This window comes from Streptomyces sp. NBC_01717 (assembly GCF_036248255.1).
Taxonomy (GTDB): Bacteria; Actinomycetota; Actinomycetes; order Streptomycetales; family Streptomycetaceae; genus Streptomyces.
On the sequence record NZ_CP109178.1, the window covers coordinates 2,604,242 to 2,622,150 of the forward strand.

The following is a 17,909-nucleotide window of genomic DNA, read 5'->3' on the forward strand; positions in this document are numbered from 1 at the left end:
CGCATATCTCCTGCTTACACCTGTGATGTCCGGCTCGCCTCGTAGGTGGGTCCGGCCGCTGCAGTCGACTCTCCCGGGTTCAGCGCTCTTCGGTCAGCTGTGCGTCCAGTTCGTCGAAAAGCAGCTCGCCGTGGTCGATCTGACCGGTCCGGTACGCCGATCGCGCGACCAGATGCGCGGCGACCGGTCCGGTCATCAGCTGGAAGAACCCGATCAGCGCGAGCGTGGCGAGGTCCATGCCGCTGCGCAGGCGCAGTGCGACTCCGGCGAGGACCAGCAGCAGGCCGAGACTCTGCGGCTTCGTCGCGGCGTGGCTGCGCGACAGGACGTCCGGCAGCCGCAGCATGCCGATCACCCCGAGCAGGCAGATGGCCGCGCCCATGAAGACCAGTAGCGCACCGGTCGTGTCGACGATCTGGAGCCAGACGTTCACTCCGGTTCCTCCTCGGTCCTCGTCCGGTCGCGTACGGCTTTCCTCGGCCGGTCGCGTACGGCGATGAAGCGGGCGATGCCCACCGAGCCGGTGAAGCCGAGAAAGGCCAGCACCAGCATGATCGGGAAATAGAACGCGTCGCGTGCGACGGCGGACTTGGCGCCGAGGCCGGCGATGATGAGGGCGGCGCACACATCCAGCGAGATCGCCCGGTCCAGCATCGAGGGGCCGCGCCAGATGCGGCCGAGCAGCGCCGCCCCGGCAATGACGAGCACCACCACGGCGGCGGTGAGAAGGACCCGGTCGACGGTCTCCGGAGCACTCATGAGCCCGCCCCCGCCCCGTCCGTCCGCGGCGTCGGCGGTGGTGGTTCGGCCACCCGGACGATCTCGTCAGGGGTGCCGAAGGCCCGTACCGTCAGTTCCTCCAGCCGCCAGACGGAGCGCCGGGCCGCCTCGAGCACGGCGGGCCGGTCCGCGTCGAGGACGTGGACGAAGACGGTGGCCGTGGCACGGCGTACCTCGACGACGGATCCGCCGGGCACGTTCGACACGGCGACGGCGGTCGCCGCGAGCATCAGGTCGGAGCGGCAGCGCAGCGGTACGGCGATGACGGCGGCCCGGTGCGGATGGTCGACGAAGATCTGCCGGGTGACCTTCACGCCCGAGGTGTACATGTCGTAGAGCAGATAACCGGCGAGCAGCACGATGCCCCACGGGTGGAGCCGGAGCCCGAGATCGACGCGGGGCAGCGGGAAGGCCAGACAGACCGCCACCGCGACGACGACGCCGGTCACCACATTGGCCCAGCTCAGACTGGACCAGAGCAGCACCCAGATGACGGTGAGCCAGGCGATCAGCGGAAGGTCGAGGACGCGCCGTCGACGGCCGGCGAATTCGCAGCTGAAGGGCGGCAGTTCCGGGTTCCGGTAGGACAGGGTGATCCAGCGTTTCACCGGCCGAGCACCGCCTCGATGTAGGGGGAGCGTGCGAGGATTTCGGCGGCCGTGCGGTCGGTGTACGAGGTCAGCGGTCCGGCGAGCACGGTGAAGGAGAGCCCGAGGGCGACGGCTGCCGCAGTGGCGGCGGTCATGAGCGTCGGCAGCTTCGTCGTGGTGGTGACGGCATGACCGTGGAGGGTGGCCGCGACCGCGAGCCCGGCGGGCTGGTGCCGGTGGAGGATCGGTTCGTCGCCGGTGCCGGGAATGCGGTCCGGGCCTTCGTCGGCGTCCTCGTCGCCGCCGTTCTCGTCGTCGGACTCCAGGACGGTGCCGTCCGCGGCCTGGCCGGGTGGTGCGGCCCGCCAGAACGCCAGGTTCCAGACCTTGGCCATCACGTACAGCGTCAGCAGGCTGGTCGCCACCGAGCCGACGACGAGGATCCAGGCCCAGACGCCGCCGTCGGCCACACCGGCTCGCATGAGGCCGAGCTTGCCGATGAAGCCGGACAGCGGCGGGATCCCGGCGAGGTTCATGGCGGGCACGAAGAAGAGGGCGGCGAGCAACGGGGCGGCTCTGGCCAGTCCGCCGATCCGGGTGAGTTCGGTGGTGCCGGTGCGGCGCTCGATCAGTCCGGCGACGAGGAACAGCGTCGTCTGGACGGTGATGTGATGGGCGACGTAGACGATCGCGCCGCCGTACGCCTCGCGGGAGGCGAGGCCGATACCGAAGACCATGTAGCCGATGTGGCTGATGAGGATGAAGGAGAGCAGCCGCTTCAGGTCGGTCTGGGCGACGGCTCCGAGGATGCCGATCATCATCGAGGCGAGCGCGGCCGCCATCAGCAGGTCGCCGAGCCGGTTGCCGGGGAAGAGCAGGGTCTCCGTACGGAGCATGCAGTAGATGCCGACCTTGGTGAGCAGGCCCGCGAAGACGGCGGTGACGGGGGCGGGTGCGGTGGGGTACGAGTCGGGGAGCCAGGCGGCGAGCGGGAACACGGCTGCCTTGATGGCGAACACGGTCAGCAGCATGGCCTGGATCAGGGTCTGTACGCCGAGCGGGAGTTCGCCCAGCCGCTGGGCCAGCTGGGCGAGGTTGGCGGTGCCGGTGGCCGCGTATGTCATGGCGATCGCGGTGAGGAACAGCATCGACGAGAAGAGCGAGATGATCACGTACGTGGAGCCGGCCCGCACCCGGGGGCCGGTGCCGCCGAGGGTGAGCAGCACGAAGCTCGCCACCAGCATGATCTCGAAGCCGACGTAGAGGTTGACGAGGTCACCGGCGAGGAACGTGCAGGAGACTCCGGCGACCAGGATCAGATACGCGGGGTGGAAGACCGCCACGGGTGTCTCTTCGTCGCGGTCGGCCATGCCCTGGCCGAGGGAGTAGACCAGCACGCAGAGGGTGACGGCCGAGGAGACGGTCAGCATCAGCCCGGACAGCCGGTCGGCGACCAGGGTGATGCCGAGGGGAGGGGCGAAGTCGCCGAGGTGGACGGTGAGGGGGCCGCCGGAGTCGGCAGCGATCATCAGGGCGACGGAGAGCGCGAGCACGGCGGTGAGCACGGCGACGCTGATCATGCGCTGGAACTGTTTGAGCCGGGTGCCGAAGGCGAGGCTCAGGCCGGTGGCGCAGAGCGGCAGCAGCACCGGCAGCGGGACGAGTGCGTTCACCCGGTGTCTCCTCGGTTCGCGTCCGCGGCAGGGGCTTCGGTACGGGCTTCGGCGTAGTCCTGCGGGTCGGCGCCCAGCACGTCGTGCCAGAGGTCTCCGCCGGCGTCCCGGCCGCGGGCCTGGAGGGCGCGGTCGGCGCGGAGCCGGGCCCGGAGGCGTTTGCGTTCCTCCCGGTACCGGGCGCGTTCCTCCGCCGTGCGTTCGGACGCGGACCGGTACTGCTCGCGCAGTTCGTCCCGCTCCCCCAGCACCTCGGCGCGCAGCGCGATACGCCGGTCCTCCAGGTCGTCGTGGACCTCGTCGGTACCGGTCAACTGGTGGCTGCGGTACGCCATCGCGAGGAGGAACGCCGTGGTGGCGAGCGTGATGACGATCGCGGTCAGAGCGATGGCCTGCGGCAGCGGGTCGGTGACCTGCCACAGCGGGACGCCGTACAGGAGGGGCGCCCTGCCCGCCGATCCCGTGGCGGACAGGACGAGCAGGTTGATGCCGTTGCCCGCGATCACCGCACCGAGCAGGATGCGGGTGAGGGGGCGGGTGAGCATGAGGATGCCGCCGACGGCACACAGCACGGCGGCCGTGGCCAGAAGAGAGGCGCTGACCGTCATCCGGGTGCACCTCCGGCCTCGGGCGCCGTGCCCGGTCCTGCTTCCGGATCGGGCTCGGCTCCCGGTCCCGCTTCCCCCGGGGGCGCCTTCTTCTCCCCCGCCGCGTTCTCCGCCGCGGCCTTCTCCGCGGCGGCCCGCTCGATCTGACGGTCGATCTTGGCTCCGAGTGCGCGCACGATGTCCAGCACCACGCCCAGCACCAGGAGGTACACACCGAAGTCGAAGAGGACCGGCGTGCCCAGGTGGTACGGGCCGAACACGGGCAGCCGGCCGTGATATGTCCAGGCGTGCAGCACGGTTCCGTCGGCGAGGCCGAGCAGCGCCACTCCGGTGGAGATGAACAGCCCGAGGCCGGTGAAGAGCCCCGGCTGCAGCGGTGCGGCTTCGGCGAGTTCGAACCGGCCGCCCGCCAGATAGCGGGTGATCAGCCCGACACCGGCGACGAGTCCGGCGACGAACCCGCCGCCCGGCATGTTCTCGGCGCAGAACAGCAGGTAGACGGAGAGCACCAGGATCGGATGGAACAGCAGCCGGGCCACGACCTCGAAGACGACCGACCGGTGTTCGGGGGCGAGCGTGGCGCCCGCCGCGAGCCAGCTCCGCTCGGGCGCGCCCTCGTCGCCGTGCGGAAGGCCGGTCAGTCCGCGCTCCGTCAGCGACCAGGCCGTACGCCCGGGGACCTCCTCGCGCAGCCCGGATCCGTCCGCCCGGCGGTGCAGATAGATCAGGCTGGTCACGCCGATCGCCGCGGCGGCGAGCACGGCGGACTCCCCCATCGTGTCCCAGGCCCGCAGGTCGACCAGGATGGTGGCGACCACGTCCTTGAGCCCGTGGTGCGCGGTCTCCTCGACCATGGCGGCCCCGGCGGGGTCGGCGGTACGTGCGGCCGCCGCGACCCACACCACCACGCTCAAGGTGGCGGCCGCGGCCAGCGCCACAGGAATGCGTACCGCGCGCCGCCACGTACTGACCGACTCCTGGAAGTGCACCGGCATCCGCCGCAGCACCAGCACGAACACGACCATGGACACCGTCTCGACGCAGAACTGGGTGAGCGCCAGATCGGGGCCGCCCTGGACGACGAAGAGCAGCCCGGTGCCGTACCCCGTCAGCCCCGCCAGGACCACCGCCTTCATCCGGCGGCTGACGGTGAGGCAGAGAAGCGCGGCCGCGCAGGTCAGGACAGCCACGGCGCCCTGCAGCGGAACGTCCCAGAGCCGCGGCGCCGAAGCCCCGTGCCACGGCCGGTCCACCCCCAGCACGGCGAGCTGTCCGGCGAGCATGACGAGCAGAGTGATGGCGAGATAGCCGGAGAGCGAGCCGCGCTGGACGAAGCCGGTGATCTCCAGCGAGGTCCGCTCCAGGCCGAGCAGCAGACGGCCGAAGACCCGGTCGGCGGTCGGCCAGGCGATCCGCCGGGAGAGCCGGGTCACGGTGGTACGCCCGGCGAAGAGCACCGCACCGCCGACCGTGGCGACGGCCGAGAGCAGCAGGGCGGTGCCGAACCCGTGCCAGAGCGCGAGGTGGTACGGATGCGCGGGTACGGGGAACTCGTCGGCGTACGCGCTGAGCAGCCGCTGGACCCGGCCGACGCCCGGCCCGAGCACCAGGCCGCAGAGCGCCAGCACGGCGGGCGGGGCGAGGAACGCCCAGCCGACCCGGTGCACCGGGGTGTCCTCGACGCCGGGTTTACGGGCGAACGCGCCCCAGACGAACCGTACGGCGTAGGCGACGGTCAGCGTCGAGCCCGCCACGGTGACGGCGAGCGCCCAGCGGTCCGCGGCGTCGCCGTGCAGCAGCGCGTCGAACGCGGCCTCCTTCGCGGCGAATCCGAGCAGCGGGGGCAGTGCGGCCATGGACGCGGCGGCGAGCACGGCGACCGCGCAGACGTACGGCAGCGCCCGGCCGACGCCCGAGAGTCTGCGCAGATCGCGGGTGCCCGCCGCATGGTCGACGATGCCGGTGACGAGGAACAGCGGTGCCTTGAACAGGGCGTGACTCAGAATCATGACCGCGGCGGCGAGAGCGGCGTCGCGGTTGCCGATACCGGCGAGCAGGGTGAGGAAGCCGAGCTGGCTGACGGTACCGTAGGCGAGGACGAGCTTGAGGTCGTTCAGCCGAAGCGCCCGCCAGCCGCCGAGCAGCATGGTCGCTCCGCCGAGGACCAGGACGACGGGCCGCCATACGGGGACGTCGGCGAAGCCGGGCGCGAGGCGTGCCACCAGGTAGACACCGGCCTTGACCATGGCCGCGGCGTGCAGATAGGCGCTGACGGGGGTGGGGGCGGCCATGGCGTTCGGCAGCCAGAGGCTGAAGGGCCAGATCGCCGACTTCGACAGTGCTCCGCAAAGGATCAGAACCACGGCCACCGAGATGGCGAGGCTGGTGGCCGGCGGGTCGGCGACGATCGCGGAGATCCGGTACGTGCCCGCCGCCTGACCGAGGATCAGGAAGCCGACAAGCATCGCCAGGCCGCCGAGCGTGGTCACGGTGAGCGCCTGGAGCGCGGAGCGGCGGCTGTGCTTCTGTTCGCTGCTGTACCCGATCAGCAGGTAGGAGAAGACTGTGGTCAGTTCCCAGAAGAGATAGAGCGTGATCAGGTCGTCGGCGAGGACCAGGCCGAGCATGGCACCCGCGAAGGCCAGCAGGTTCCCGGCGAAGCCGGCCAGTCGGGGGGCGTCGTCGGAGAAGTACGAGGCGCAGTACAGCAGGACGAGCGCGCCGATTCCGGCGGCGAGCAGCACCATGAGTTCGGCGAGCGCGTCGAGGCGCAGTTCGACGAAGACGTCGTACGCCGGCATCCACCGCCACGACCAGGTCACGGATCCGCCGGACGCCGCGGTGTTCCACTGCGTGGCCGCCCACACCGTGGCGGCCGCGGGCGGCAGCGCGAGCACGACGAACGCGCGGCTGCCGAGGCGCCGTACCAGCGGGGCCGCGCACGCGGCGAGGACGAAGTGGCAGACGATGAGCGCTGTCATACGGCCCCGGTGGGCGTCCCGCGCCTGCCCGCGGGGGGCGTCCGGGGCTTGGGCGAAGCATCACGGGCATAGGGCACTGAATAGAGATATATCCCCCACCTCCTATCACCCGTACGGCGCGCCGCGCAGATGCAGGACACCGCTTCGGACGCGGCTGTACGCCGACCGTCACGTCCCCGCGTGCACAGGCTTCGCCAACTGGCGGGTGACGGTGCCGCGTCAGCCCGAGACGCGGGGGGTGGTGAGGGGTGCCACCGGCAAGGGCGCCGAGGCGCGACTCGCCTCGATCACCGACGAACCGATGTACCCGGCGGGATCACGCCCGTCCGGTCTCCTCACGGCAGTACGGCCATCCCGTCGAGCTCCACGAGAGCCTGTTCGTCCCAGAGCCGGGCCACCCCGACGACCGCCATCGCCGGGTAGTCGCGGCCCGCCAACCGCCGCCAGATCAGACCGAGTTCGGGGGCATGAGCGCGGTAGTCGGCGACGTCGGTGGCGTAGACGGTGACCCGGGCCAGATCGGCCGGGGAGCCACCGGCCGCGCGCAGTGCGACGAGCAGATTGGTGAGGGCCGTCGTGAACTGTTCGGGCAGTGTGTCGCCGATGACCTTGCCGTTCCGGTCAAGAGCCGTCTGCCCGGCCAGGAAGACCAGTTGACTGCCGGTGGCCGTGACGGCGTGCGAGAAGCCTGTGGGCGGGGACAGCTCGGCGGGATTGATTCGGTGGATCGGACTCATGCGGACGGCTCCTGGTTCCCGGACGGCTCCTGCTGCGCGGTCGGCGCCGTCGCGTACAGCTCCTTGGCGATGATCGTGCGCTGGACCTCGCTGGCCCCCTCGTAGATCCGCGGGGCGCGCACCTCCCGGTAGAGGTGTTCGAGCAGATGACCGCGCCGCAGCGCACGGGCGCCGTGCAGCTGGACGGCGGCGTCGACGACGTACTGCGCCGCCTCCGTGGCGTACAGCTTCGCCATCGCCGCTCTGCGCGGAACCCCCGGTTCCCCCGCGTCGTACGCCGCCGCGGCCGCGTACACCAGGAGCCGGGCGGCCTCGGTGCGGGTGGCCATTTCGGCGACCTGGTGCGAGACGGCCTGCAGATCCTTGAGTGGGCCGCCGAACGCGGTGCGTTGCGCGGTGTGGGCCAAGGTCGCGTCGAGGGCCGCGCGGGCCATGCCGACGGCGAAGGCGCCGACGCTGGGACGGAACAGGTTGAGGGTGTTCATGGCGACCCGGAAGCCGCGGCCGGGTTCGCCGAGTACGTCGTCCGGGGTGACCGGCACCTCGTCGAAGGTCAGCGCGCCGATGGGGTGCGGGGAGAGCATGTCGAGCGCTGTGCCGGTCAGCCCCGGGCGGTCGGCGGGGACCAGGAACGCGGTGACGCCGCGGGCTCCGGCGCCGGGCGTCGTGCGGGCGAAGACGGTGTAGAAGTCGGCCTCGGGGGCGTTTGAGATCCAGCACTTCTCGCCGGTCAGCCGCCAGCCGTCCCGGGCGTGCGCCGCGCTGAGGGCGAGGGCCGCCGCGTCGGAGCCGGCGCCGGGCTCGCTGAGCGCGAAGGCTGCGACCGCGCGGCCCGCGCGGACTTCGGGGAGCCAGCGTTCACGGTGGGCCGGGGTACCCGCCTGGACCAATGGGTACGAGCCGAGTCCTTGGAGGGCCAGCGCGGTCTCGGCCTCCGTGCAGCCGCGGGCCAGGGACTCGCGCAGCAGACAGAGGTCGAGGGCTCCGGAGGAGAACAGCCGGTCGAGCAGGCCCAGTTCACCGAGGGCGGCGACGAGTGCGCGGTTGACGTGACCCGGTTCGCCCTTCTCTGCGAGGGGGCGCAACTGCTGCTCGGCCAGGGCGCGCAGCTCCTCGCACCAGGCGGTCTGTGACGGATCGAGCGAGAATGCCGACATACCGGCGCCTCTCCTGGATCGTATCGCGAAGTATTGACTACCGTCATTCAAACGATACGCTCCAAGGGCGACAAGGGGGCGATCCGTTATGGACCCGAAGACCTCAGCGCACATCGACAGCTTTGCCAGAGAGCATCTGCCACCCCAGGACCAGTGGCCGGAACTGGTCTTCGGTCTCCCCGAGCTGGACTATCCGGACCGGCTGAACTGCGCCGCCGAACTCCTCGACACCACGGTCGCCCGTCTCGGACCCGACCGCCCCGCCTTCCGTACCCCTGACGGCCCGACGTGGAGCTACGGCGAGCTCCAGGACCGGGTCGACCGGATCGCCCATGTCCTGACCTCCGATCTGGGGGTCGTCCCCGGCAACCGGGTCCTGCTGCGCGGCCCCACCACCCCCCATTTGGCCGCCTGCTGGCTCGCCGTGCTGAAGGCGGGCGCGATCGCCGTGACCGTACTGGCACAGCAGCGATCCCAGGAGATCGCCACCATCTGCTCGATGGCCCGCGTCGGCCATGCGCTGTGCGATGTCCGGTCGGTCGACGATCTGGTGAAGGCTCAGGTGCCGGGGCTGCGGATCACCGCGTACGGAGGGGACGGGGCGGACGATCTGCTGCGGCTGGCCGAGCTCCGGCCGGGGCCGTACCCGGCTGTGGACACCGCCGCGGACGATGTCGCGCTGATCGCGTTCACCTCGGGCACCACCGGGCGTCCCAAAGGCTGCATGCACTTCCACCGCGATCTGCTGGCCATCGCCGACACCTTCTCGCGCCACGTCCTGCGGCCGGGCCCCGAGGACGTGTTCGCGGGCAGTCCACCGCTCGGCTTCACCTTCGGGCTCGGCGGCCTGGTGGTCTTCCCGCTGCGAGCCGGCGGTTCGGCGCTGCTGCTGGAACAGGCCGGTCCGCGGCAGCTGCTGCCCGCGCTGGCCACCCACCGCGTCTCGGTCCTGTTCACCGCCCCGACCGCGTATCGCGTGATGCTCGACCATCTCGGCGAGCACGATCTGTCCGCGCTGCGCCGCTGCGTCTCGGCGGGCGAGAACCTGCCCGCGGCGACCTGGCACTCCTGGTACGAGCGGACCGGTCTGCGCATCATCAACGGCATAGGCGCCACCGAACTGCTGCACATCTTCATCTCCGCCGCCGACGACGCGATCCGCCCCGGCACCACCGGGGTTGCGGTGCCCGGCTGGCAGGCGCGCGTGCTGGACCGGGACGGCCGCGCGGTGCCCGACGGGGAGCCGGGGCTGCTCGCCGTACGCGGCCCGACGGGGTGCCGCTATCTCGCCGACGCACGTCAGACGGAATACGTGCAGCACGGCTGGAACCTCACCGGCGACACGTACACCCGCGACAGCGACGGCTACTTCCACTACGTCGCACGCGCCGACGACATGATCATCTCCTCCGGCTACAACATCGCGGGCCCCGAGGTCGAGGACGCCCTGCTGCGCCATCCCCAGGTCGCGGAAGCAGCGGTGGTCGGCCGGCCGGACGAGCTGCGCGGCCAGGTCGTGGTGGCGTACGTAGTGCCTCGCGAGGGCGCCGCACCGTCGGCCGACGACCTGCGCACGTACATGAAGGGCGAACTGGCGCCGCACAAGTGCCCGCGCGTCATCGAGTTCCTGCCCGCTCTCCCCCGGACCGCCACGGGCAAGCTGCAGCGGTTCCGGCTGCGTAGCGAGGCGGACCGGAGCCAGGCCCTAGAGTGATCACGTGGCCGACCTGCACACCCCCCGATCCCTGATCGTCACCCTCTACGGTGCGTACGGTCGCACCCCCGGCGACACACCGCTGCCGGTGGCCGAGCTGATCCGGTTGCTGAACGCCGTCGGTGTCGACGCCCCGTCGGTGCGCTCCTCGGTCTCCCGGCTGAAGCGGCGCGGGCTGCTCGTACCGGCGCGGACCGCGAACGGCGCGGCCGGATACGCGCTGTCGCAGGACGCCCGCCAGCTGCTGGACGACGGCGACCGGCGGATCTACGCACATCCGTCACCACCGCTGCGGGACGGCTGGGTGCTCGCCGTCTTCTCCGTACCGGAAGCGGAGCGGCACAAGCGGCACCTGCTGCGCTCCCGGCTCTCCCGACTGGGCTTCGGCACGGCCGCGCCAGGGGTCTGGATCGCACCCGCCGCACTGTACGACGAGACCCGGCACACCCTGGAGCGGCTGGAACTCGCCCCGTACGTGGACCTGTTCCGCGGGGAACACCTCGGCTTCGCCGCCACGCGGGAGTCGGTGGCGCGCTGGTGGGACCTGGAGGCCATCGCCCGGCTCCACCTGGACTTCCTGGCCCAGCACGAACCGGTGCTGCGGGCCTGGGAATCGCGTACCGGGGAGCCGGACGCGGAGGCCGCCTACCGGGACTATCTGACCGCCCTGGACTCCTGGCGGCGGCTGCCGTACACCGATCCGGGGCTGCCGGAGGAGCTGCTGCCGAAGGACTGGCCGGGGGGCCGGGCGGCGGAGGTGTTCGGGCTGCTGCACGCCCGGTTGCGGGACGCGGGGGCGGAGTTCGTCCGAGGCGGGCCGGGCGGCTCGTAAAGCGTGTGCACAGCCCGGTCCCGACTGGTCATCATGGACCATGACCTGGACCTTCACTGACGACGTCGATGTGTTCCTGGACACCGCCGGTGCGTGGCTTGCGACCCGGCCCGCCGAGAACACTCTCGTACTGACCATCACCGCGACCCTGCGCAGCAGCGGCCCGCATGCGTACGGCGGGGACGCCCCGGTGCTGGGCTGGTGGCGCGGACCGGACGGCGAGGTCGCGGGGACCCTGGTGCAGACCCCGCCGTACCGGCCGCTGCTCGGCGTCGTCGCCCCGGAGGCCGTCGGTCCGCTGGCCGCCGCGTTCCCGCTGACCGCCGTCAACGCAGACCGGGCCACCGCCGAGGCGCTGGCCGCGGGGTGGCCCGGCCACCAGGTCGAAGAGGTACAACGGCTGTACCTTCTGGACGAGTTGGTCCCGCCCTCCCCCGCGCCGCCGGGCGGTCCCAGGTCCGCCACGGCCGCCGACCGGGCCCTGCTGGTGGCCTGGCATCGCGCGTTCGCCGCGGACGTCGGCCAGCCTGACGCCCACGCCGAGCGGATGGTCGACGAGCGGACGGCGTCCGGCGATCTGACGCTCTGGGAGACCGGCGGGGTCCCGGTGTCGATGGCGGGTGTCTCCCCGCGAGTCGCCGGCGCGGTGCGGGTGACGGCCGTGTACACGCCACCCGAGCACCGGGGCCACGGGTACGCGGCGGCGGTGACGGCCGAGGTCAGCCGGGCGGCGCGGGAAGCGGGCGCGCAGGAGGTGCTGCTTTTCACGGATCTCGCCAACCCGACGAGCAACGGGGTCTACCAGCGCATCGGCTACCGGCCGGTCTCGGACCGGCTGTTGATCACTGCGGAGTCGACGTGACGGGCGGGGCCGAGAAGGCGCCGCTGGAATCGGGCTGGCTGATCGCCGCGAATGTGGTGCGGTGGCGACGGTACGGGGAGGGCGGGCAGGAGCTGCGGCCGGGCACCAAGTCCTACCGGGGAGGCTCGAAAGTGCATGTGATCGACACCTACGCGGGGACGGGCCACGAGACGCTGACCACGATCGGACGCGCGCGCCACACCGGCAGGTACATCACGATCGACATGGCGACGCGCAATCTGCACACGTTTCGGGCCGTGCCGGTCTACAGCCCGACCGTGCTGCGGCTCTGCGCGGAGGCGGAAGTGGGCGGCTGCTGGGACTCCCGGGAGGACGCAGAGCAGCTCGCCGCCCGGCTCGGACGTCTGGCGGCCGAGTACCGCGGGTCCTGGTGGGACGGCGCGCCCCATCCCGTCCCCTGCCGCTGCCACGACTGCTTGACGGGCGGGGCGCTCACCCCAGCGTGAGCCGCGGCTTCGGTGCGTCCGTGCGGCCGGTCGGCGGTGTGCGGCTGCCCGCGCGGTACGGAAGCGGCCAGGGCGCGCCCGGTCCGCCGTAGCCCTGGTCGGCCGCCGCGTGCAGGGTCCAGTGCGGGTCGTACAGATGCGGGCGGGCCAGGGCGCACAGGTCGGCACGGCCTGCCAGCAGCAGCGAGTTGACGTCGTCCCAGGAGGAGATCGCACCGACCGCGATGACGGGCACGACCAGGGCGTTGCGGATCCGGTCGGCGAACGGGGTCTGGTACGAGCGGCCGTACTCGGGGTCTTCGTCCGGGACGACCTGGCCGGTGGAGACGTCGATGGCGTCGGCGCCGTGCGCGACGAACGCGCGGGCGATCTCGACGGCGTCCTCGGCCGTCGTGCCGCCGGCGGCCCAGTCCGTGGCGGAGATGCGGACGGTCATGGGCCGGTCGTCGGGCCACCGGGCGCGGACCGCGTCGAAGACTTCGAGGGGGAAGCGGAGTCGGTTCGACAGCGGTCCGCCGTAGATGTCGGTGCGGTGGTTGGTGAGCGGGGAGAGGAACCCGGAGAGCAGATAGCCGTGGGCGCAGTGGAGTTCGAGCAGGTCGAAGTCGCAGGTGGCGGCGTGCCGGGCCGCTGCGGCGAACTGGTTGCGGATCACGTCGAGCCCGGCGCGGTCCAGCGCGTGCGGGACCTGGTTGACGCCTTCCCGGTACGGGACCGGGGAAGCGGCGGACAGCGGCCAGTTGCCCTCGTCGAGGGGCTGGTCGATGCCCTCCCACATCAGCTTGGTGGAGCCCTTGCGACCGGAGTGGCCGAGCTGGATGCCGATCGCCGTGCCGGGGGCGGAGGTATGGACGAAGTCGGTGATCCGGGTCCAGGCGGCGGCCTGTTCGGGGGTGTAGAGCCCGGTGCACCCGGGGGTGATCCGGCCCTCGGCGCTCACGCACACCATCTCTGTCATGACGAGCCCGGCGCCGCCGAGGGCGCGGGCGCCCAGGTGGACGAGGTGGAGGTCACCGGGGACGCCGTCGACGGCCGAGTACATGTCCATCGGGGAGACGACGACGCGGTTACGGAGTTCCAGGCCGCGCAGCCGCAGCGGGGTGAACATCGGCGGGGTGCCGGGGGCGCAGCCGAACTCCTCCTCGACGGCGGCGGTGAAGCCGGCGTCGCGCAGCCGCAGGTTGTCGTGGGTGACGCGGCGGCTGCGGGTCAGAAGGTTGAAGGCGAACTGGCGGGGCGCCTGGTCGACGTACGTACCCAGCTCCTCGAACCAGCGCAGGCTCGCTGCGGCGGCGCGCTGGGTGGAGGCGACGACGGGCCGCCGCTCGGCCTCGTACGCGGCGAGGGCTGCGGGCAGGTCCGGCTGCTCCTCGATGCAGGCGGCGAGCGCCAGGGCGTCCTCGACGGCGAGCTTGGTGCCGGACCCGATGGAGAAGTGGGCGGTGTGGGCGGCGTCGCCGATGAGAACCGTGTTGCCGTGCGACCAGTGGGCGTTGACGACGGTACGGAAGGTGAGCCAGGAGGAGTTGTTGGAGCGCAGCGGGCGGCCGCCGAGGGCGTCGGCGAAGATCTTGCCGCAGCGTTCCGTCGATGCTGCGGTGTCCATGGCGTCGAAACCGGCCGCGTGCCAGACCTCCTCGCGCATCTCGACGATGGCGGTGGAGGCACCGGCCGAGAAGGGGTAGGCGTGCAGCTGCATCACGCCGTGTTCGGTCTCGGCGATCTCGAAGCGGAAGGCGTCGAACGCGAAGTCCGTGGCGAGCCAGATGTAGCGGTTGCGGTGGGTGGTGACGGTGGGCCGGAAGGTGCCGGCGTACGTCTCACGGGTGGTGCTGTGCACGCCGTCGGCCGCGATCACCAGGTCGTGCGTCGCGGCGAGCTCGGCGGCGGGCGGGGCCTCCGCGCGGAAGCGGAGCCGTACCCCGAGGGACGCGCAGCGCTTGTGCAGGATCTCCAGGAGCCGGCGGCGGCCCAGCGCCGAGAATCCGTGGCCGCCGGACGTCTGGGTCCGGCCGCGGTGGACGATGTCGATGTCGTCCCACCGTACGAATTCGGCCTGCAGCGCGCGGTACACCACGGGGTCGGCGTGTTCGATGCCTCCGAGCGTCTCGTCGGAGAGGACGACGCCGAAGCCGAATGTGTCGTCGGGGGCGTTACGCTCCCAGACGGTGACGGAGCGCTCGGGGTCCAGGCGCTTGAGGAGGGCCGCGGCGTACAGCCCGCCGGGGCCGCCGCCGATCACCGCGATCCGCCTCGTGTCGGAAGCCATGGCGCTACCTGCCCTGCCATTTCGGCGGGCGCTCCTCCGCGAACGCGGCGTGGAACTCGGCGTAGTCGTCGCCGTGCATCAACAGGGCCTGGGTGGCGGCGTCCATCTCCACGGCGGCGGCGAGCGGCATGTCGAGTTCGGCGGTGAGCAGCGCCTTGGTCTGGGCGAGGGCGAGGGCGGGGCCTTCGGCGAGGCGGCGGGCGAGCTCCGCGGCTCGGGCATCGGCCTGTCCCTCTTCGGCCAGCTCGCTGATCAGCCCGATCCGTTCCGCCTCGGGGGCGCGGACCGGCTCGCCGAGCATCAGCAGCCGGGTGGCATGGCCGAGGCCGACGACGCGCGGCAGCAGATAGGCCGCCCCCATGTCGCCGCCGGAGAGCCCGACCCGGGTGAAGAGGAAGGCGAACCGGGCGGACGGGTCGGCGACACGGAAGTCGGCGGCCAGCGCGAGGACCGCACCGGCGCCCGCGGCGACGCCGTGCACCGCGGCGATGACGGGGAAGGGGCACTCGCGCAGCGCCCGCACGACCTGCCCGGTCATCCGGTTGAAGTCGAGCAGTTGCGCGGTGTCCATCGCGAGCGTGGCACCGATGATCTCGTCGACATCGCCGCCGGAGCAGAAGCCGCGCCCCTCACCGGCCAGCACGAGAGCGCGCACGGAGCGTTCGCGGGACAGCTCGGCGAGGAGGTCGCGCAGGTCGGCGTAGGCGCCGAAGGTGAGCGCGTTGAGCTTCTCGGGGCGGGCCAGGGTGACGGTGGCGACGCCGTCGTCCGTCGTCAGCCGCAGATGGTGCCAGTCATCGGTACGGCGGGCGGAGCTGGGAAACGGGCTCATGGAGGGTGGTCCCCTTCAGCCGTCGGGCTGCTACCTGCTCTCGAAGTTATCACCCTTACGTGACTTCCGTCACGAGTACGCGATAGGTGCCGATCGGAATGTGGTGAACGTCCCTTTCGGACCGGACCGCAGCCCCTTGTCTGTGTCGTTGCGCTTCGTAAGGTTGAAAGGAAGAAGTCTTGAGCTCCAGAAACTCGAGCTCCGGACAGCCGTACCTCCGGAACGGAACCCCGTCTTGCCGCCCGATGGACCGATGCCCGCCTCCTGGCGTATCGCGCTGCCGCACTCCACGGCCGCAGTGCCGATGGCCCGCACCCTGATCCGTACGGCGCTGGCGGACATCGACACACCGGCCGACACCACCGACACGGCCGAGCTCCTCACCGCGGAACTGGTCGCCAACGCCGTGAAGCACACCGACGGCGACGAGCCCGTCGAGCTGGTGGTGGAGCTTCTGGAGACCGGCTGCCAGGTGGAGGTCCACGACCGCGACCCGGCCCCGCCGGGCGACCTCTCCCGGCCCCGGCCCGGCAGCGAGCCGGACCCCTGGCAGGAGCACGGCCGTGGCCTGCTGCTCATCCGCACGCTCAGCTCGTCCTGCGGTCATCGCACGACGGAGCACGGCAAGGCCGTGTGGTTCACGCTGCCGCATCAGCACCGTCGGTAGAGGGCGCTTCTCGCCGCTCGTTACCGCCCTTCAGCGTCGATCGGCGCCCCCCGGCACCGCCCCCGGTGCCTCTGCGCATCCCCCGGCACCCCGGTGCCTGTGCATGTTCCCCCCGGCACCCCGGTGCCCCTTGGCGCTTCCTCGGTGCCTCTCAGTCCTCGTCCGCGCCGGCCAGCCGCGACCGGCTCCGGCTGTAGCCGGCGTACACCGCCGCGCCGACCACCAGGAACACCGCGAACTGCACCCAGGTCGCCCAGCCCGTCCCGTACATCAGATACAGGCAGAAGAGGACACCCAGGATCGGGCTGAGCGGGTAGAGCGGCACCCGGAAGGAGCGCTTCAGCCCTGGGTTGCTGCGCCGCAACGCGATCACCGCGACATTGACCGCCACCATGATGCCGAGCGTGCCGATGGTCGTCAGATTCACCACCACGTCGAGGGACGCGAAGGCTGCCGGCACGGCGAAGACGACGGCCACGATCCAGGTGTTGGCGACAGGCGTCGCCGTCCGCGGCGAGACACGTTCGAAGACCCGCGGGACCAGGCCGTCGCGGGACATCGACATCAGGATGCGGGTCTGCCCGTACATCACCGCGAGCACGACCGACGCGATGGCTACGACCGCGCCGAACGCGATGATGCCGCCACCGACGGTCGAGCCGGTGACCTGGTCGACGATCAGCGAGAGCGCGGCCGGCTTGTCGGAGACGGCGTCCGCGCCGAGTGCGCCGATGGCCGTGAGGGCGACCGCGCAGTAGAGCAGGGTGGCGACCCCGAGGCAGATCAGGATCGCGATCGGGATGTTCCGCCGGGGGTTCTTGACCTCTTCGCCCGCGGTGGTGATCGCGTCGAAGCCGATGTACGAGAAGAACGCCAGCGAGGCACCGGCGGTGACCCCGGCCGGACCATGGGTGGCGAACGGCGTGAGATTACCGGCCTCGAACGCGGTGAACGCGATGGCGCAGAAGGCGATCAGAATGCCGATCTTGAGGACCGCCATCGCGGCCGTGGCGCCCGCGCTCTCCCGGATGCCGCGCACCAGCAGGGTGGCGGCCATCATGATCACCACGATGGCGGGGAGGTTGATCACACCGCCGTCGCCGGGCCCGGCGGACAGGGCGGCGGGCAGGTGCCAGCCGACGAGGCTGTTCAGCAGTTCGTTGACGTACTGGCTCCAGCCGACCGCGACCGCGGAGACCGAGACGCCGTACTCCAGCAGCAGACACCAGCCGACGAGGAACGCGATGCGCTCGCCGAGAGTGGCGTAGGCGAAGGAGTACGAACTGCCGGAGACCGGGATCGCGCCGCCCAGCTCGGCGAAGGAGAACGCGGTGAAGATGCAGGTGATCGCAGCGAGAACGAAGGAGAGGACGACCGCGGGGCCGGCCTCGGCGACGGTGTCGGAGAGGCCGACGAAGATGCCGGTGCCGACGATGGCTCCTACGCCGAAGCACACGAGCTGGAACAGCCCCATGGTGCGCTTGAGGCCGTGCCCCTCCAGGTCGGCGCCGGATTCGGCGACCAGCTGGTCGGGGCTCTTGATGCGCAGGCCGGGCCGGGGCGACAGGCTCGGCAGGCGGAGCGGACTCACGGGGCGATCTCTTCTCTGGTGGAGCATGTGGGGGGCTCGTGCGGACGGAGCGGGTGGGGGGCTCCGGTCCTCCGGTCCTGCGGGGGGACGGCACGAAAATGGGGCTCGAGCGTGCGAGCTCGAACCCCACCAAGTGGAACCATGGTAGC

16 protein-coding genes are annotated in these 17,909 nt (G+C 71.6%); 5 read left to right on the top strand and 11 right to left on the bottom strand.

Annotation, left to right across the window (positions count from 1 at the left end):
- Positions 1-79: 79 nt before the first annotated feature.
- From mnhG to OHB49_RS11880, 8 genes are all read right to left on the bottom strand, one after another.
- On the bottom strand, positions 80-433 hold the full coding sequence (gene mnhG / locus OHB49_RS11845; RefSeq protein ID WP_030980210.1) for a monovalent cation/H(+) antiporter subunit G: 354 nt from the start codon (positions 431-433) through the stop codon (positions 80-82).
- Positions 430-759 carry a monovalent cation/H+ antiporter complex subunit F gene (locus OHB49_RS11850; protein ID WP_329160110.1) on the bottom strand — a complete coding sequence of 110 codons (330 nt, stop codon included), beginning with the start codon at positions 757-759 and terminating at the stop codon, positions 430-432. The genes mnhG and OHB49_RS11850 overlap by 4 nt, the downstream gene beginning before the upstream one ends.
- A complete protein-coding gene (locus tag OHB49_RS11855; RefSeq protein ID WP_329160111.1) occupies positions 756-1,388 on the bottom strand; it encodes a Na+/H+ antiporter subunit E in 633 nt (210 codons plus the stop codon). Before OHB49_RS11855 ends, OHB49_RS11850 begins: the two co-directional genes overlap by 4 nt.
- Positions 1,385-3,043, bottom strand: coding sequence for a Na+/H+ antiporter subunit D (locus tag OHB49_RS11860; protein WP_329160112.1), 1,659 nt, complete (start codon positions 3,041-3,043; stop codon positions 1,385-1,387). Before OHB49_RS11860 ends, OHB49_RS11855 begins: the two co-directional genes overlap by 4 nt.
- Positions 3,040-3,651, bottom strand: a complete 612-nt coding sequence (locus OHB49_RS11865) for a Na(+)/H(+) antiporter subunit C (RefSeq protein ID WP_329160113.1) — start codon at positions 3,649-3,651, stop codon at positions 3,040-3,042. Before OHB49_RS11865 ends, OHB49_RS11860 begins: the two co-directional genes overlap by 4 nt.
- Complete coding sequence (locus OHB49_RS11870) at positions 3,648-6,632, bottom strand: Na+/H+ antiporter subunit A (protein WP_329160115.1); 2,985 nt, start codon at positions 6,630-6,632, stop codon at positions 3,648-3,650. Before OHB49_RS11870 ends, OHB49_RS11865 begins: the two co-directional genes overlap by 4 nt.
- A 335-nt stretch (positions 6,633-6,967) precedes the next feature.
- Positions 6,968-7,369 carry a RidA family protein gene (locus tag OHB49_RS11875; protein WP_329160117.1) on the bottom strand — a complete coding sequence of 134 codons (402 nt, stop codon included), beginning with the start codon at positions 7,367-7,369 and terminating at the stop codon, positions 6,968-6,970.
- Entirely contained in the window at positions 7,366-8,526 is a 1,161-nt protein-coding gene (locus OHB49_RS11880; RefSeq protein ID WP_329160119.1) for an acyl-CoA dehydrogenase family protein, read from the bottom strand. Before OHB49_RS11880 ends, OHB49_RS11875 begins: the two co-directional genes overlap by 4 nt.
- Before the next feature lie 88 nt (positions 8,527-8,614).
- Here OHB49_RS11880 and OHB49_RS11885 point away from each other — a divergent pair, with 88 nt between their 5' ends.
- Genes OHB49_RS11885 through OHB49_RS11900 form a run of 4 tightly spaced genes read left to right on the top strand, consistent with a single transcriptional unit; the run spans position 8,615 to position 12,401 of the window.
- Complete coding sequence (locus tag OHB49_RS11885; RefSeq protein ID WP_329160121.1) at positions 8,615-10,240, top strand: AMP-binding protein; 1,626 nt, start codon at positions 8,615-8,617, stop codon at positions 10,238-10,240.
- A gap of 4 nt (positions 10,241-10,244) precedes the next feature.
- The gene (locus tag OHB49_RS11890) at positions 10,245-11,072 is read left to right on the top strand and encodes a PaaX family transcriptional regulator (RefSeq protein WP_329160123.1); all 828 of its coding nucleotides are present in this window, start codon (positions 10,245-10,247) and stop codon (positions 11,070-11,072) included.
- Between the two features lie 40 nt (positions 11,073-11,112).
- Positions 11,113-11,934, top strand: a complete 822-nt coding sequence (locus OHB49_RS11895; RefSeq protein ID WP_329160125.1) for a GNAT family N-acetyltransferase — start codon at positions 11,113-11,115, stop codon at positions 11,932-11,934.
- Positions 11,931-12,401, top strand: a complete 471-nt coding sequence (locus tag OHB49_RS11900; protein ID WP_329160127.1) for a hypothetical protein — start codon at positions 11,931-11,933, stop codon at positions 12,399-12,401. Before OHB49_RS11895 ends, OHB49_RS11900 begins: the two co-directional genes overlap by 4 nt.
- On the opposite strand, the gene OHB49_RS11905 is transcribed toward OHB49_RS11900, so the two are convergent.
- Positions 12,388-14,670 carry a bifunctional salicylyl-CoA 5-hydroxylase/oxidoreductase gene (locus OHB49_RS11905; RefSeq protein WP_329160129.1) on the bottom strand — a complete coding sequence of 761 codons (2,283 nt, stop codon included), beginning with the start codon at positions 14,668-14,670 and terminating at the stop codon, positions 12,388-12,390. The genes OHB49_RS11900 and OHB49_RS11905 overlap by 14 nt on opposite strands.
- 4 nt (positions 14,671-14,674) lie before the next feature.
- The gene (locus OHB49_RS11910) at positions 14,675-15,502 is read right to left on the bottom strand and encodes an enoyl-CoA hydratase family protein (protein ID WP_329160131.1); all 828 of its coding nucleotides are present in this window, start codon (positions 15,500-15,502) and stop codon (positions 14,675-14,677) included.
- 235 nt (positions 15,503-15,737) lie between these two features.
- On the opposite strand from OHB49_RS11910, the gene OHB49_RS11915 reads away from it, so the two are divergent.
- The gene (locus OHB49_RS11915) at positions 15,738-16,169 is read left to right on the top strand and encodes an ATP-binding protein (protein WP_329160133.1); all 432 of its coding nucleotides are present in this window, start codon (positions 15,738-15,740) and stop codon (positions 16,167-16,169) included.
- A 151-nt stretch (positions 16,170-16,320) separates the two neighbouring features.
- Here OHB49_RS11915 and OHB49_RS11920 read toward each other — a convergent pair whose 3' ends face one another.
- Positions 16,321-17,787, bottom strand: a complete 1,467-nt coding sequence (locus OHB49_RS11920) for an amino acid permease (RefSeq protein ID WP_329160135.1) — start codon at positions 17,785-17,787, stop codon at positions 16,321-16,323.
- Positions 17,788-17,909: the final 122 nt, after the last annotated feature.

What these genes read in the sequence shown, in the direction of transcription:
- OHB49_RS11850 (WP_329160110.1), bottom strand. Translation starts at nt 759, where the DNA reads ATGAGTGCTCCGGAGACCGTCGACCGGGTCCTTCTCACCGCCGCCGTG.
- OHB49_RS11865 (WP_329160113.1), bottom strand. Translation starts at nt 3,651, where the DNA reads ATGACGGTCAGCGCCTCTCTTCTGGCCACGGCCGCCGTGCTGTGTGCC.
- OHB49_RS11870 (WP_329160115.1), bottom strand. Translation starts at nt 6,632, where the DNA reads ATGACAGCGCTCATCGTCTGCCACTTCGTCCTCGCCGCGTGCGCGGCC.
- OHB49_RS11875 (WP_329160117.1), bottom strand. Translation starts at nt 7,369, where the DNA reads ATGAGTCCGATCCACCGAATCAATCCCGCCGAGCTGTCCCCGCCCACA.
- OHB49_RS11880 (WP_329160119.1), bottom strand. Translation starts at nt 8,526, where the DNA reads ATGTCGGCATTCTCGCTCGATCCGTCACAGACCGCCTGGTGCGAGGAG.
- OHB49_RS11885 (WP_329160121.1), top strand. Translation starts at nt 8,615, where the DNA reads ATGGACCCGAAGACCTCAGCGCACATCGACAGCTTTGCCAGAGAGCAT.
- OHB49_RS11895 (WP_329160125.1), top strand. Translation starts at nt 11,113, where the DNA reads ATGACCTGGACCTTCACTGACGACGTCGATGTGTTCCTGGACACCGCC.
- OHB49_RS11905 (WP_329160129.1), bottom strand. Translation starts at nt 14,670, where the DNA reads ATGGCTTCCGACACGAGGCGGATCGCGGTGATCGGCGGCGGCCCCGGC.
- OHB49_RS11910 (WP_329160131.1), bottom strand. Translation starts at nt 15,502, where the DNA reads ATGAGCCCGTTTCCCAGCTCCGCCCGCCGTACCGATGACTGGCACCAT.
- OHB49_RS11920 (WP_329160135.1), bottom strand. Translation starts at nt 17,787, where the DNA reads ATGCTCCACCAGAGAAGAGATCGCCCCGTGAGTCCGCTCCGCCTGCCG.